The 13767-nt window shown below is 74.0% G+C and carries 14 protein-coding genes; 4 read left to right on the forward strand and 10 right to left on the reverse strand.

From position 1 onward, the window contains the following. Nucleotides 1-3 precede the first annotated feature (3 nt). Genes I2W78_RS05500 through I2W78_RS05515 form a run of 4 tightly spaced genes read left to right on the forward strand, consistent with a single transcriptional unit; the run spans nt 4 to nt 4008 of the window. Nucleotides 4-1089, forward strand: coding sequence for a Gfo/Idh/MocA family oxidoreductase (locus tag I2W78_RS05500; RefSeq protein WP_196457473.1), 1086 nt, complete (start codon nt 4-6; stop codon nt 1087-1089). Further along, nucleotides 1086-2186 (forward strand): cytochrome P450, encoded by a 1101-nt coding sequence (locus I2W78_RS41045; protein WP_196457475.1) that lies wholly within the window; start codon nt 1086-1088, stop codon nt 2184-2186. Before I2W78_RS05500 ends, I2W78_RS41045 begins: the two co-directional genes overlap by 4 nt. Nucleotides 2187-2191: 5 nt before the next feature. Beyond that, complete coding sequence (locus I2W78_RS05510) at nt 2192-2965, forward strand: thioesterase II family protein (RefSeq protein ID WP_307783603.1); 774 nt, start codon at nt 2192-2194, stop codon at nt 2963-2965. 17 nt (nt 2966-2982) lie between these two features. Further along, nucleotides 2983-4008: a methyltransferase gene (locus tag I2W78_RS05515; RefSeq protein WP_196457479.1), complete on the forward strand. Its 1026-nt coding sequence runs from the start codon at nt 2983-2985 to the stop codon at nt 4006-4008. Between the two features lie 51 nt (nt 4009-4059). On the opposite strand, the gene I2W78_RS05520 is transcribed toward I2W78_RS05515, so the two are convergent. The 10 genes from I2W78_RS05520 to I2W78_RS05565 form a co-directional block, all read right to left on the reverse strand. Beyond that, complete coding sequence (locus tag I2W78_RS05520) at nt 4060-5796, reverse strand: ABC transporter ATP-binding protein (protein WP_196457481.1); 1737 nt, start codon at nt 5794-5796, stop codon at nt 4060-4062. Further along, the gene (locus I2W78_RS05525; RefSeq protein WP_196457483.1) at nt 5793-7595 is read right to left on the reverse strand and encodes an ABC transporter ATP-binding protein; all 1803 of its coding nucleotides are present in this window, start codon (nt 7593-7595) and stop codon (nt 5793-5795) included. Before I2W78_RS05525 ends, I2W78_RS05520 begins: the two co-directional genes overlap by 4 nt. Further along, complete coding sequence (locus tag I2W78_RS05530; RefSeq protein ID WP_196457485.1) at nt 7592-8350, reverse strand: class I SAM-dependent methyltransferase; 759 nt, start codon at nt 8348-8350, stop codon at nt 7592-7594. The genes I2W78_RS05525 and I2W78_RS05530 overlap by 4 nt, the downstream gene beginning before the upstream one ends. Then, the gene (locus I2W78_RS05535; protein WP_196457487.1) at nt 8337-8480 is read right to left on the reverse strand and encodes a hypothetical protein; all 144 of its coding nucleotides are present in this window, start codon (nt 8478-8480) and stop codon (nt 8337-8339) included. The genes I2W78_RS05530 and I2W78_RS05535 overlap by 14 nt, the downstream gene beginning before the upstream one ends. Further along, nucleotides 8467-8610, reverse strand: a complete 144-nt coding sequence (locus tag I2W78_RS05540; RefSeq protein ID WP_196457489.1) for a hypothetical protein — start codon at nt 8608-8610, stop codon at nt 8467-8469. Before I2W78_RS05540 ends, I2W78_RS05535 begins: the two co-directional genes overlap by 14 nt. After that, nucleotides 8597-8740, reverse strand: a complete 144-nt coding sequence (locus I2W78_RS05545) for a hypothetical protein (RefSeq protein ID WP_196457489.1) — start codon at nt 8738-8740, stop codon at nt 8597-8599. Before I2W78_RS05545 ends, I2W78_RS05540 begins: the two co-directional genes overlap by 14 nt. Beyond that, nucleotides 8727-8870 carry a hypothetical protein gene (locus I2W78_RS05550; protein ID WP_196457491.1) on the reverse strand — a complete coding sequence of 48 codons (144 nt, stop codon included), beginning with the start codon at nt 8868-8870 and terminating at the stop codon, nt 8727-8729. The genes I2W78_RS05545 and I2W78_RS05550 overlap by 14 nt, the downstream gene beginning before the upstream one ends. After that, on the reverse strand, nt 8857-10452 hold the full coding sequence (locus tag I2W78_RS05555) for an MFS transporter (protein WP_196457493.1): 1596 nt from the start codon (nt 10450-10452) through the stop codon (nt 8857-8859). The genes I2W78_RS05550 and I2W78_RS05555 overlap by 14 nt, the downstream gene beginning before the upstream one ends. Nucleotides 10453-10542: 90 nt before the next feature. Continuing rightward, on the reverse strand, nt 10543-11211 hold the full coding sequence (locus tag I2W78_RS05560; RefSeq protein ID WP_196457495.1) for a TetR/AcrR family transcriptional regulator: 669 nt from the start codon (nt 11209-11211) through the stop codon (nt 10543-10545). Nucleotides 11212-11226: 15 nt separating this feature from the next. Continuing rightward, the gene (locus I2W78_RS05565; RefSeq protein WP_196457497.1) at nt 11227-13701 is read right to left on the reverse strand and encodes an ABC transporter ATP-binding protein/permease; all 2475 of its coding nucleotides are present in this window, start codon (nt 13699-13701) and stop codon (nt 11227-11229) included. Nucleotides 13702-13767: the final 66 nt, after the last annotated feature.

Genomic DNA, 13767 nt, shown 5'->3' on the forward strand with positions numbered 1-13767 from the left:
CCCGTGACCCGAGTCGTCGTCTGCGGCACCGGTTTCGGCCGCGTGTACCTCAGTGCCTTCCGGGAACCGGGGCCGGACTTCCCGTTCCGGCTGACCGGTGTCCTCGGCCGGGGCAGCGCCCGCTCCAAGGCATGCGCGGAACGCTACGGGGTGCCTCTCCTCACCGACCCGGACGAGGTGCCCCGGCACGCCGACCTGGCCTGCGTGGTGGTGCCCAACGGGGTCGGCGGCGGGGAGGGGGCCGCGCTCGCGCGGCGGCTGATGGCGCACGGGGTACATGTGCTGCACGAGCATCCGATCCACCAGGTGGAACTGGCCGCCTGCCTGCGCACCGCCCGCCGCCACGGTGTCCAGTACCGGCTCAACACCTTCTATCCGCACCTGGCTCCCGTGCGCCGCTTCCTCGCGGCGGCCCGTCATCTGGCCGAGCGGCAGGACGTGCTGTACGCGGAGGGGTGGTGTGCCGTCCATGTGTCGTACGACCTGATCGACATCCTCGGTCAGGCGCTCGGCGGGCTGCGGCCCTGGCAGCTCGGGGATCCCGTGTCCGGCGGCGGGCCGTTCACCACCCTGGAGGGCCGGCTCGCCGGCGTCCCCCTCACCCTGCGCGTCCTGAACCAGCTCGACCCGGAGGACCCCGACAACCACACGCACCTGCTGCACCGGGCCACCCTCGGCTTCAGCGGCGGCACGCTGATCCTGGCCGGGACGCACGGCCCGGTCCTGTGGAGCCCGGCGCTGCCCGCCCCGCGCGGGGACGACGGCGAGCTGGACTTCGACGCCGAGGCCCACCGCCTGGTGCACCTGCCGAGCGTTCAGCCGGTCGGCCCCGCCGAGGCGCCCACGCACCGGGAGGTGTACGCCGACGTGTGGCCGGCAGGCGTACGGCGGGCCCTGCGGGCGACGGCGGACGCGGCCGGGGCGGGCGAGGACCCGATGCGGGCGGGCCAGTACCACCTCACCCTCAGCCAGATCTGGCAGGACCTCACCGCCCGACTCGGCTACCCGGACCTGGTACGCCGCCCCGCGCCGGAGCCGGTCACCGCGCCGGACCTGGCCGCGGCGGTGCGTGAACGGGAGGGGCTGTGACCACTTCGGCGCCTGCTTTCAACCCGCTGGACCTGAGCCACAGCGAGGACCCCTATCCCCGGCTGGCCGCGCTGCGCCGCGAACGGCCGGTCTCCACGCCGCTGCCCGGCTGGCATGTGGTGGTCCGCGACGCGGACGTGCGGGCGGTGCTGGCGGACCCGGCTCTGTGGTCGAGCCGCCGCAACAACTCCTCCGTACCCGACACACCCGAAGCGGACCGGGAGTTGGCTCTGTCCCAGCTCGACCCGCCCGCGCACACGCGGCTGCGTCGGCTCCTCTCCCCCGCCTTCGCACGGACCGTCGTCGCGGAGCTGGAACCCGTCGTGCGGGAACGTGCCGAGGCGCTGGCGGGCCGGTTCGAGCAGGACACGGATCTGGTCGGCGCGTTCGCCGCGCCGCTGCCACGTGCCGTCCTGGCTGCCTTCTGCGGAGTGGACGACGCCGACGCGGCGGACTACGACCGCTGGGCCGCCACCTTCACCGACCTCCTGGGGCACCGGGCGCACGCCGAATGGCCCGCCTTCGAGCGCTGGGCGCTGCGGGAAACCGAAGGACGCGTCCGTGTCCTGCAGCAGCTGGACCGCACCGAGGCGGTCACCTTCCTGCACTTCCTGATCGTGGCCGGGGTGCCCAACCTCCGCCATGCGCTGGGGAATCTGGTGCTGCGGCTGCTGAGCGAGGATCACTGGCGGGCCGAGGGGCTGCCGGAGGCGATCGAGGAGTCGTTGCGCCTCGACCCGCCCGCGCTGTGGCAGATGCGCACCGCGACCCGTGACACCACCGTGGGCGACAGCCCCGTACGGGCCGGGGAACGGGTGGTCGCGGTCGTCGCCTCCGCCAACCGCGACCCAGCGCGCTGGGGTGCCAACGCCGACGCGTTCCGGCCTGACCGGCCGGGAGTGCGCGCCCACCTGGCCTTCGGCAAGGGCCCGCACGCCTGCCTCGGCGCCTCCCTCACCCGGCTCCAACTGCGGGTGGCGGCCGAGGTGTTGATCGGGCGCTATCCAAAGCTGCGGCTCGCACCCGGCTTCCGTTTCCGCCGCGCCGGCGACTTCATGAGCCGCGGCCCCGCCGCGCTTCCCGTCCACCTGGAGTGACCTCTGTGACCAGTACCGCTTCCCCTTGGCTCCGCCGACCGCTGCCCCGCCCCACGGCACGCGTGTCGCTCGTGTGCTGTCCGCACGCGGGTGGCAGCGCCGCCTTCTACACCGCGTGGGCCCGGCTGCTGCCACCGCATGTGGAGCTCGTCGCCGTGCAGTACCCGGGCCGCCAGGACCGGCTCACGGAGCCCGCCGCCGAGTCCATGGACGAGCTCGCCGGTGCGGTCGCCGAGGCGCTGCGCGCCGACCGATCGGATCGCGAACACGTCCTGTTCGGGCACAGCATGGGCGCCTCGGTCGCCTGGGAGACCGCCCTGCGGCTGGAGGCATCGGGCGCGGGCCCGCGGCACGTGGTCGTCTCCGGGCGTCCCGGGCCGCACCGCCAGCGCCCCGGCACGGTGCACCTGCGGGACGACGACGGCCTCGCCGCCGAACTGCGCCGCCTCGACGGCACCCACGCCGCCCTGCTCGACGACCCCGAGGTGCGGGCGGTGCTGCTGCCCGCGGTACGGGCCGACTACCGCCTCATCGAGACCTACCGCCCGGACACCACCGCCCGGCTGCGCTGCCCTTTGACCGCCCTCACCGGAGATCGCGACGAGGAGGCCACGGAGGCGGACGTGGCGACGTGGCGGAGCGCCACGTCGGGGGCGTTCAGCGGCCTGGTCCTGCCGGGCGGCCACTTCTACCTGGTCACCCAGGTGAAGCAGGTCGTCGCGACTGTGCTCGACGTATGCGGTGCGCCGCCGCCCGCCGCCCACGCCGTACTTCCCTGACCGCTGAGTGGAGTGACATGACCACCCTTCCCCAAGCCGCCCCCGCGCGCGTCGACCTCGCTGCGCTCGCCGACCTCGTCACCCCGTGGGCGATCAGGGTCGCGGCGACCCTGCGCCTGGCCGATCACATCACCGCCGGCCACACGGCGCTGCCCGACCTCGCCCGCGCCGCGGGTGCCGACCCGGACGCGCTGCGCCGCATGCTGCGCGTGCTTACCGGTCGGGGCGTCTTCGCCGAGCCGGAGGAGGACACGTACACACTCACGCCCGCAGCCGAACTCCTCAAGGACAGCGGGGCGTTCGGGCTGCGCGCCTGGTACGACCTGGACGGCATGGGCGGGCGCATGGACCAGGCGTTCGGGCGTCTGCTGGACACCGTGCGCACCGGTGAGCCCGCCTATCCCCTCGTGCACGGCCGGTCCCTGTGGCAGGACACCCTGGACGACCCCGCACTCGCCCGCTCCTACGCCGACCTGATGGCCGCGCACACCAGGTTCGCGGCCCCGGAGGTCGTCGCCTCGTACGCCTGGCCCGAGCGCGGGCACGTGGTGGACGTCGGCGGCGGTTCCGGATCCCTGCTCGCCCGGCTGCTCACGGCGCGCCCCGCGCTGCGCGGCACGCTGCTCGACCTGCCCGAGGCTGCGGAGGAAGCCCACAAAGCCCTGTCCGCCGCCGGACTCGGGACGCGTGCCTCGGTGCATCCCGGCAGCTTCTTCGACCCGCTGCCCGCCGGAGCGGACCTGTATCTGCTCACCTGGGTGCTGCACGACTGGAGCGACGAAGAAGCCGAGCGAATCCTGCGCCGGTGCGCCGAAGCGGCCGGCGAGGACGGCCGGGTCCTCGTCGTGGAGAACCTGGCCACCGACGGCCGCCGCGCCGACGTGGCCGCGGCTATGGATCTACGGCTGCTGGTGCTGTTCGGCGGCCGAGAACGCACGCCGCGGCAGCTGGACGACCTGGTCACCCGGGCCGGACTGCGCGTCACCGGCCGCCACGTCACCGGAACCGGCATTCACCTGGTGACCTGCGCGCACGCCGGGTGACGCACAGCGGTAGGGCGGCACGGTACATCACCGTGCCGCCCTGCTACCGCGTCACGAACGCACGGCCAGCCGCCACCCGCTCGCCTGCTCCCGCTCCCCCCAGAACGCCGCGTACCGCCCGCCGAGCGCCAGCAGTTCCTCGTGCGTGCCCTGTTCGACGATCCGCCCGCCCTCCAGGAACGCGATCAGATCGGCACCCCGGATGGTGTCGAGCCGGTGGGCGACAACCAGTACCGTCCGATCCGCCGTAAGCGCTCCCAGGGCCCGCTGGACCGCGGCCTCGTTCTCCGCGTCGAGCGCCGAGGTCGCCTCGTCGAGCAGCACGATCGGTGCCTGCTTGAGCAGGGCCCGCGCCAGCGAGATCCGCTGCCGCTCCCCGCCGGACAGGGCCGCGCCACCCTCGCCGACCCGTGCGTTCCAGCCGTCCGGGAGCCGCTCGGCGATCTCGTCGACCCTGGCGAGCCGCCCGGCCTCGCGCACTTCCTCGCCCGTGGCGTCCTCGCGTCCGGCGCGGATGTTGTCCTCGATCGTGCCCGCGAAGAGGTAGACGTCCTGGAAGACCATGGCGAGCCGCGCCATGAGCTGATCGGTTGTCAGGTCACGGACGTCCGTCCCGCCGACGCGGACCGTGCCCGCGCTCACGTCCCAGAAGCGGGCGATCAGCCGGGTCACGGTGGTCTTGCCCGCGCCGGACGGGCCGACCAGCGCCACGGTCTTCCCGGCCGCGACGCGCAGGTCGAGTCGGTCGAGCACGGTGGGCCCGTCTCCGTAGCCGAAGGAGACACCGTCGAGCTCTATGCCGTACGCCTCCGGGAACGGCGCCTCGGTCTCCGGCTGGGGCAGCGGATCGGTGGCGAGTACCTCGTCCAGGCGCTCCAGCGTGCCGCGAGCGACCCGCAGCGAGCCGCCCAACTCCGCCGCCGCACCCATGGGTTCGACGAAGCGCACGGCCAGCACGAGCACCGCGATCAGCTCACCGGCACCGATCGATCCGCCGACCGCCAGGAACGTGCCGAGCAGCAGGACGCAGGTGAAGCAGAGCTGCACGGCGAGCGCGAAGCCCGCGATGCCGGGTACTCCGATGCGTATGGCGGCGCGGGCCTTGGCCTGCTGCTCGCGCAGGGCGGCGTCGAGGAGTTCGTGGTCCTCGGCGGTCCGGCCGAAGGCGCGCAGTGCGGGTTGGTGCCGGGCGAACTCCACCAGCCGGTCGGCGGTCTCGACTGCGGCGGCATGGGACTGCCGGTCGACGCGGGACATCAGCCGCCCGGACCACCGGTACGCGGCAGCCGCGACCGGGGCCGCCACGACCATGGCCAGCGCGAGCCGCCAGTCGATGACGAACGTGGCCAGGACGACGACGGCGGGCGTGACGAAGGCGTTGCACAGCGGACGCATCAGGTTGGCGGCGGCGTTCATCACCTGGACCACGCCCTGTCCCGCCAACTGGCCCAGCGCCCCGGTGCGTTCGCCGCCGAACCAGCCGAGCGGCAGCGCGACGACATGGTCACCGATGCGGTGGTGCAGGGTGCGCCCCAGGTCGGCGCTGAAGCGGTTGCCGCGCACGGCCGCGGTGAAGGCGACGGCCCCGTAGGCGACCGTCGCGACGGCGAGAGCGGCGACCCACGGCCAGGCCGCCTCCGGGTCGTCGCCGAGGAGCCGGGTCAGCAGCGGGACCAAGAGCGCATAAGCCACTCCCTGGAGGGCGGCTGCGACGGCCGCCCACAGCAGCACGCGGCGCAGCCCCTCCGTCTGCTCCCGTCCCAGTACGCGTGTCAGCAGCGCGGTCATCGCGCGGCTCCCTTCTGCTGGAGGGCCCACATGCGGGCGTAGCGGCCGTCCAGGGCCAGCAGTTCGGCGTGGGTGCCCTGTTCGGCGATGCGTCCGCCGTCGAGGACCACGATGTGGTCGGCGTCCCGTACGGTCGCGAGCCGGTGGGCGATGACCAGCAGGGTGCGGCCGGCGGCGAGCGCGGACAGTGCCTGCTGGACGGCGGCCTCGGACTCGGGGTCGGCGAAGGAGGTCGCCTCGTCGAGGACGAGGACGGGTGCGTCGGCGAGCAACGCGCGGGCGACGGAGAGGCGCTGCGACTCGCCGCCGGAGAGCAGCGCGTCCTCGCCGATCACCGAGTCGTAGCCACGTGGCAGGGCGGTGATCCGGTCGTGGATGTGCGCGGCGCGCGCGGCCCGCTCCACGGCCGTGTCGTCGGCGTCGGGGCGGCCGAGGCGGATGTTGTCGCGGACGGTGGTGCGCAGCAGGTGGGGTTCCTGGAAGACGAAGGACACCTGGCGGTACAGGTCGTTCGGGGCGAGGTCCCGGACGTCCGTGCCGCCGATCCGTACCGTGCCGGCGGTCGGGTCCCAGAAGCGGGGCACCAGCCTGGCGAGGGTGGACTTGCCCGAGCCGGAGGCGCCGACCAGGGCGGTGACGGTGCCGGGCCGCAGGGTCAGGTCGATGCCGCTCAGGACGTCCGTCGTGCCGTCGTAGCTGAAGCCGACGCCGGTCAGCTCGACGCGGCCGTCCGCTCCCGGCGTCGCGGGCTCGGAGGCCTCGGGGAGGGCGGGGGTGGACAGCAGCGCGTGGAGCTCGCGGGCGCTCTGCATGCCGCCCTGGACGGCATGCCCGGACTGGGCGAGCCCCATCACGGACCCGGTCAGCGCCGGGCCCAGCAGGACGAACGGCACGAGGTCGAGTGCGTCGGTCCAGCCCTGGGTGACGAACAGGGTGCCGGCGGCCGTGGCGAGGAGCAGGGCGGCCGGGCCGGACAGGGCGAGCGCGGCCGACGTACTGGCCCGGGTCGTACTCATGATCCAGTCGCGGAAGAAGGCGGAGAAGCTGTCGGCGGCGTCGTCGTAGGCGCGGTGGGCGCGGGAGGTGCGGCCGTACGCCTTGATGACCGTGATGCCGTGGACGAGTTCGACGACGGCCGCGTTGACGGCGCCCATCGAGCCGAAGAACCGTGCCGTCACCTCCTCGCCGCCGGACATGGCCTGCTTGAAGAAGTAGCCGCCGAGCAGGAGCGGGAGCAGGGCGACGAGGGCGAGCCGCCAGTCCACGGTCAGGAGGTAGACCAGGGCGGTCAGCGGCGCCACGATCGCCGAGGTGACTTCGAGCGCGGTGTGCGCGATCAGGTGGTGCAGGGTGGAGATGTTGTCGCCCGCCGCCTTCTTCACCTCGCCGGAGCTGTTCTCGGTGAACCAGCCGAGCGGCACCCGCCCCAGATGCCGGGCCATGCGGCGGCGCAGCCCGAGCTGGAGGTCGGCATCGGCGTGGTGGGTGAGGACGCCGGCGGTCGCGTAGAGGACGAGCCGGGCCACGAGGGCGGCCACGGCGGTCCAGGCCGCGGCCCAGGCACGGCCCTCGTCCGCGCCGCCGGACGCCAGCAGGGCGCGGGCGAGTTCGGCGACCGCGATGAACGGGATCATCGAGCAGACCGCGGCGGCGGCCTGGGCGACGACCGCGGCGATCAGGCGCCCACGGACGGGGAGGAGGAGGTCTCCGAGGCCGGGCGGCTTGCCGGGGGCCTCGGGTGGCTGGTGGGCGGTGTCGGGAGTGCCCTCTCGCGTGTCCGCGAGGGCCGCGCCGGTCATGAGTGTTCCTCTCGGGAGTCTCGGGTGGAGGTGGGTCGGAGTACGGCGAAATCGGGGGCGAGCGGCGTGCAGACGAGCCCGGCGGCCCTCGCCTCCTCGGCGAGGGCGTCGAGACCGATCCCCGACCAGGGCAGCGGTACGGCGTGCTCGCGGACGACCGTCTCCCCGTCGCGCACGCGGTACGTGAGAGTCCATCCGTCGTCGGCGCCCTCGCTCCACGACTCGTAGGTGAGGGCGCCTACGCGACGGGTCGCGATCCGGAGCGGGGCCCGGGTCGGGGGTGCGGTCCGGTCGAGGACGTCGACGACGGCGGGGGCTCCGGGCGCCAGCCGCTCGCACAACAGCCGCCATAGTGCGGCGCGTTCGTCGGATCCGAGATGTCCTACGACGCCGAGGGCGACGGCCGCGCACAGGCGGGCCGGCAGCCGCGCGTCGTCGGCCGTGCCCGCGATGACGGTGACGCGCTCGGCGAGCGCGGGGCGTCCGGCGAGCCGGGTGGACAGCGCGATACGCATCCCCGCGGAGGGCTCCACCGCCAGTAGTTGGGCACCGGGAACGGCGTCGGCGGCGGCCTCGGTGGACAGCCCGGTGCCCGCGCCGATGTCGAGCAGAGGCCCGTGCCCCGGGTCGACTCGGTCGAGTGCCCGGCGCAGCAGCGGGCCGAGCCGCGCCCAGGCGGGGGCGGCGAGGAGGTCGTAGAACTCGGCGGCCGGACCGTACGTGTCCTGGACGGCCGCGGTGTCAGGCAGAGGCATCCGCCGCCTCCTTCCCCGTCAGCCGGTCCCGGTCACGGACGAGCGCGCAGGAGGCGAGGGCGACGAACAACTCGCCGAACCCGCCCACCCGACCGCAGACATCGCGCCCCCTGTAGTCAGCCGGCAGCATCCGCCGCCTCCTTCCCCGTCAGCCGGTCCCGGTCACGGACGAGCGCGCAGGAGGCGAGGGCGACGAACAACTCGCCGAACCCGCCCACCCGACCGCAGACATCGCGCCCCCTGTAGTCAGCCGGCAGCATCCGCCGCCTCCTTCCCCGTCAGCCGGTCCCGGTCACGGACGAGCGCGCAGGAGGCGAGGGCGACGAACAACTCGCCGAACCCGCCCACCCGACCGCAGACATCGCGCCCCCTGTAGTCAGCCGGCAGCATCCGCCGCCTCCTTCCCAGACAGCCGGTCCCGGTCACGGACGAGCGCGCAGGAGGCGAGGGCGACGAACAACTCGCCGAACCCGCCCACCCGACCGCAGACATCGCGCCCCCTGTAGTCAGCCGGCAGCATCCGCCGCCTCCTTCCCAGACAGCTGATCCCGGTCACGGATGAGGGTCCACGAGGCGAGGGCGGCGAGCAGGCTGACCACGGCCGCCGCGAGGCAGATGGTCGCCAGGCCGCCGGTGAGCGCGGAGCGGGCCGCGTCCAGGACCGGTTCGCGGGCGGTGGCGGGAAGATCGCGTTCGAGCGAGCCGAACTGCCCGGCGGCCACGGCGTCCCGGACCTGCTGCCGCATCCCCTCCGGGACCTGGAGCGAGGCGAGCCGAGCGTCGTCGAGATCGCTGTCGATGCGGGTGCTGAACACCGCGCCGAAGGCGGCAACTCCGGCCGCCGTGCCGAGCGGGAAGAATGTGTTGGTCATCCCGGAGGCCATCCCTGCTCGCTCCGGCGGCACCACCCCGACGGCTATGCCCATCAGCGGCGGGAAGGCGATCGCCCCGCCGATGCCGAGCATCACCAGACCGGGCAGCATGACCAGCCACGAGTCGTCGGGCCCGACGCGCGCCATGGTGAGGAGCCCGATCGCGGTGATCCCCGTGCCGAGCGCCATGACACCGCGTGTCGGCATCAGCTTCAGGAACAGCCCGCTGAAGGGGGCGACCAGCATGATGAAGGCCGTCATCGCCAGCAGCCGCAGCCCGGTGCCCAGCGGGCTGTGACCGAGCATCCCGGACAGCCACAGGATCAGATACGGCAGCACCCCGAAGCTGACGACGCGGCAGACGAAGCTGAGCACGATCGCGCCGGTGAACGACGGCACCCGCAGCAGCCGTACGTCGAACATCGCCGCGTCCCGGCGCCGTGTCTCCCACACCGCGAACCCGGCGACGAGCAGGGCCCCGCCCACCAGGGGCAGCAGCGCGGAGGCCGAGGTCCAGCCGTCCTCGGGGCCGGTCACCAGGCCGTAGTTGAGGCCGAGCAGCGCACCCGCGGCGAGCAGCAGGCCCACGAGGTCGAACCGGCCCTCGGGACGCGGCAGTTCGCCCCTGCGCTCCCGGGGTACGCGCAGCGCGGCACCGGCGATGATGAGGGCGCCGACCGGCAGGTTGACGTAGAAGATCCACCGCCAGTCGAGACCTTCGACAACGGCGCCGCCCACCAGGGGGCCGAGGGCGGCCGCGGCGCCGCCCGCCGCGGAGAACATCCCGATCGCCGACTGACGGCGCGGGCCCTGGTAAGCCCCGGCGATCAGGGCGAGCGCGGTCGACATCACCATCGCGCCGCCCAGACCCTGCGCGGCGCGGCAGGCGATCAGCGTCCCGACGCCGGGTGCTGCGCCGCAGCCCGCCGACGCGACGGTGAAGACCGCGACGCCGGTGAGGAACATGTTCCGGCGCCCGATCCGGTCGGACAGCGCCCCCGCGGGCAGCAGAAGCGCCGCGAAGACCAGCGTGTAGGCGTTCACCACCCATTGCAGGCCGGTCAGCCCGGCGTCGAGATCGGCGGCGACTTCGGGCAGGGCGACGTTGACGACGGTGATGTCCAGCGTCATCAGCACGGCGGCCAGTGACGTGGTGGCGAGCAGCCAGCCGTTGCCCGGCGGTTTCTCGTCCTCGTCGGCGGACGACTCCCGACGTATGTCCTGGGTCATGGGCAAACCCCTAGCAGTCATGGGTATACGACGTATACATGTGGGCGGGCGGCAGCGGTACACCGCGTGCTCGATCCGGCGGCCCCCGGCTCAGGCCGACGGCAACAGGCCCCGCAGCAGGGCCTGGAGGCCGGGCACGAACGCGTCCTCCGCCGCAGCATCGCGCGGCGGGCGGGCCAGCATCCGGGCCAGCCGGGGATGGTCGGTCATGCGGACTCGGGTCATCAGCTCATGCCGGGCGGGGCGGCCCTCGGGCCTCAGCGCGGGCAGGTACGACAGATGCCCGAAGGTGTACCACCACAGCGCCCAGTAGGCGTCGGCCGCCTCCTCGTCGCCGAGCCCCGCCTCCTCCAGCAGGGTGAGCACATGCTCGACGAACCGCGAGGCGCGCGGCCCGAACAGCTCGCCGGCCTTGAGGACTTCGGCCACCCACGGCTCGGCCGTCAAGTGGTCGTGCAGTGCCCGGAAGGCCAGGACCAGCCGCTCCGAGGTCGAACCGTCGCAGTCCGGAAGCACCAACTGCTCGGCCACGTCGTCCAGCATCGCGACCAGCAGCTCGCGCTTGTCGCCCACGTGCCGGTACAACGCCATGGCCGTCACGCCGAGTTCCGCCGCGACCCGGCGCAGGGTGACCGCCGACAGCCCCTCGTCGCGGGCCACCCGCCGCCCGGCGGCCACGACGGTCGCCCGGTTCAGCGGGGCGCGGCGCTTCCCGTTCCCGGGGCGCGTTCCGTCGCTGTCGGTCGTCGAGCTCGGCATACCGCCACCCTAAGGTCACCGTGTCACGTCCTCTCCCGCGGCCCGCGCCCCCTGCGGCATCGCCGCCACCAGGGCACGGGTCACTTCATGCTCGGGCCGGCTCAGCACCCGGGCCGCCGGCCCCGTCTCGCGGATCCGCCCGTCGTGCAGCACCGCCACCCGGCCGCCGAGGCGGGCGGCGACCGACAGGTCGTGCGTGACCATGACGACGGCGACCCCCAGCTCCGCACGCAGGCCGGCGATCAGCTCGGTGACCGCGACCGCCACCGACGGATCCAGCGCGCTCGTCACCTCGTCACAGAGCAGCACCTCGGGCCCCGCGGCCAAGGCTCGTGCCAGGGCCACCCGCTGCCGCTGACCGCCCGACAGCGCTCCGGGGAGCCGTCCGCCCAGCTCCGGATCCAGGCCCACCTGGGCCAGCAACCGCTCCATTTCCGCTGATCGGCGCGGCGCCGGAAGGTCGGGGCGGAACACAAGCGGGCGGCCCACGATCGCGGCCACGGTGTGGCGCGGGTTGAGCGAGGCGTACGGGTCCTGGGGCACGAGCTGCACTCGGCGGCGCTGTCCGGGGTCGCGGTGGCGTACGTCCGGGGCGAGTGCCTCGCCGTGCAGGTGGATCTCGCCTCGCGTGGGGGTGTCGAGTCCGGCAAGACAGCGCAGCAGGGTCGTCTTGCCGCAGCCGGAGGGGCCGACGACGGACAAGCAGTCGCCCGGGTCGAGGGTGAGATCAACCCCGTCAAGTACGGGCTTGTCGCGGACGAGTGAGATGTCGGACGCTTGGAGCAGGGCCCCCTCGCCCGCGAAGTCGGCAGTCGCGGGTGTGCCGGGGCGGGCTGCCGCGACCAGCGCCTTCCCGAGCTCACTCACCGGATCGGCCAACACAGCCTCGGCGGGCCCGAGTTCGACGATCCGCCCACCGTCCACGACGGCCACCCGGTCCGCCACGGAGGCGACCGAAGCGAGGTCGTGCGAGACGAGCAGGACCGCGGTGTCCGTCTCGCGCCGCAGCCGGGTCAGGTCGGCGAGGAACGCGGCGGCGGTGACGGTGTCGAGGGCGCTGGTCGGTTCGTCGAGGACGAGCAGCCGGGGCTCCGCAGCGAGGGCCGCCGCCAGTGCGGCCCGCTGACGCTGACCGCCGGAGAGCTGATGCGGCAGGCGGTGGACGACCTCCTGAGGCCGGTCGAGTCCCGCGAGCCGCAGCGCCCGTTCGATCCGCTCCGGCCACCGCTCCTTCGGTACGCGGCGGGCCCGCAGTACTTCGCCGATCTGGGTGCCGACGCGCAGGTGCGGGGCGAGCGCGGTGCGCGGATCCTGGGCGACGTATCCGCACACGGATGCGCGCAGCCGCCGTAGCCGACGCTCGTCCAGCGTCAGGGGGTCCTGACCGTCGAGTCGTACGGCGCCGCCCGCGTGCCGTAGCCCCGGGGCGATGTGCCCCAGTGCGGCGAGGACGAGCGTGGTCTTGCCGCTGCCCGACTCCCCCACCACGGCGAGGAGTTCACCGGGTGCCAGGTCGAGATCCACAGCGTCGAGTACCGCGCCTCCTCCTCCGCGCTCGACACGCAGTCCGCGCACGGACAGCAGAGTCCCCGCCGCCTCCACAACCCCCGGGGCGGCCTTGCGCGTACGCCCGACGGCTCTCGCGTCCGGCCCGGGGAACGCGGCATCGAGCAGCAGGTTCGTGGCGAGCAGGAGGACCAGGAGCAGCACCGCCGGCACGACGACCGCGAGAGGCTGAAGGGTGAGGCCGTCGCGGTTCTCCAGGACCATCAACCCCCAGTCGGCGGAGGGTGGTTGGGCGCCGTATCCGAGGAAGGCGGCGGTGGCGACGACGGTGACCGCGCCGAGGAAGCGCACCCCGGCGTCGGCCGCGAGGACCGGGGCGAGGTTGGGCAGCACCTCGCGCCCCAGCACGCTCGCCGTGCGCTCCCCTCGCGCGACGGCGACTTCCACGTAGTCCTGGGAGAGGATGCGCAGGGTCGCGGCCCGCACCACGCGGATGCTCTCCGGCAGCAGGACGAGCCCGGCGGCGAGAGCGACGCCCGCCGTGCCGCGCCCGGTGGCCACGACCACCACGCTCAGCAGCAGGAAGGCGGGCAGCCCCAGCAGGACGTCGGCGAGGCGCAGGATGAGGGTGTCGGTCCATCCCTTGCGGTAGGCGGCGGTCATCCCGGCCACCGCGCCCAGGGCACAGACCGCGGCCGTGACCGCCAGCCCGTTCAGCAGCAGGGAACGGCCGCCGGACAGCACCCGGCTGAGCACGTCGGAGCCCAACCGGTCGGTTCCCAGCGGGGCTTGGCCACTGCCGGGCGCGTACGGGATGTCCACGGGCTCGGTCACGGGGTGCGGCGCGAACAGCGGTCCGAGCAGGGCGACGGCGGCGACCAGCAGCAGCACGGCCAGCGCGGCCCGGCCGCGCCAACGGCGCCGGGCCGGCCGGTCTGCCTCGGGGGCCGCGACGGCGGGCGGCCGTTCGGAGATCAGAGTCATCGAGGGCGCCTCCGCACGGGATCGAGGAGCGGGGCCGCCGGATCGGCGACGGGATTCGAGACCAGC

This window comes from Streptomyces spinoverrucosus (assembly GCF_015712165.1).
Taxonomy (GTDB): domain Bacteria; phylum Actinomycetota; class Actinomycetes; order Streptomycetales; family Streptomycetaceae; genus Streptomyces; species Streptomyces spinoverrucosus_A.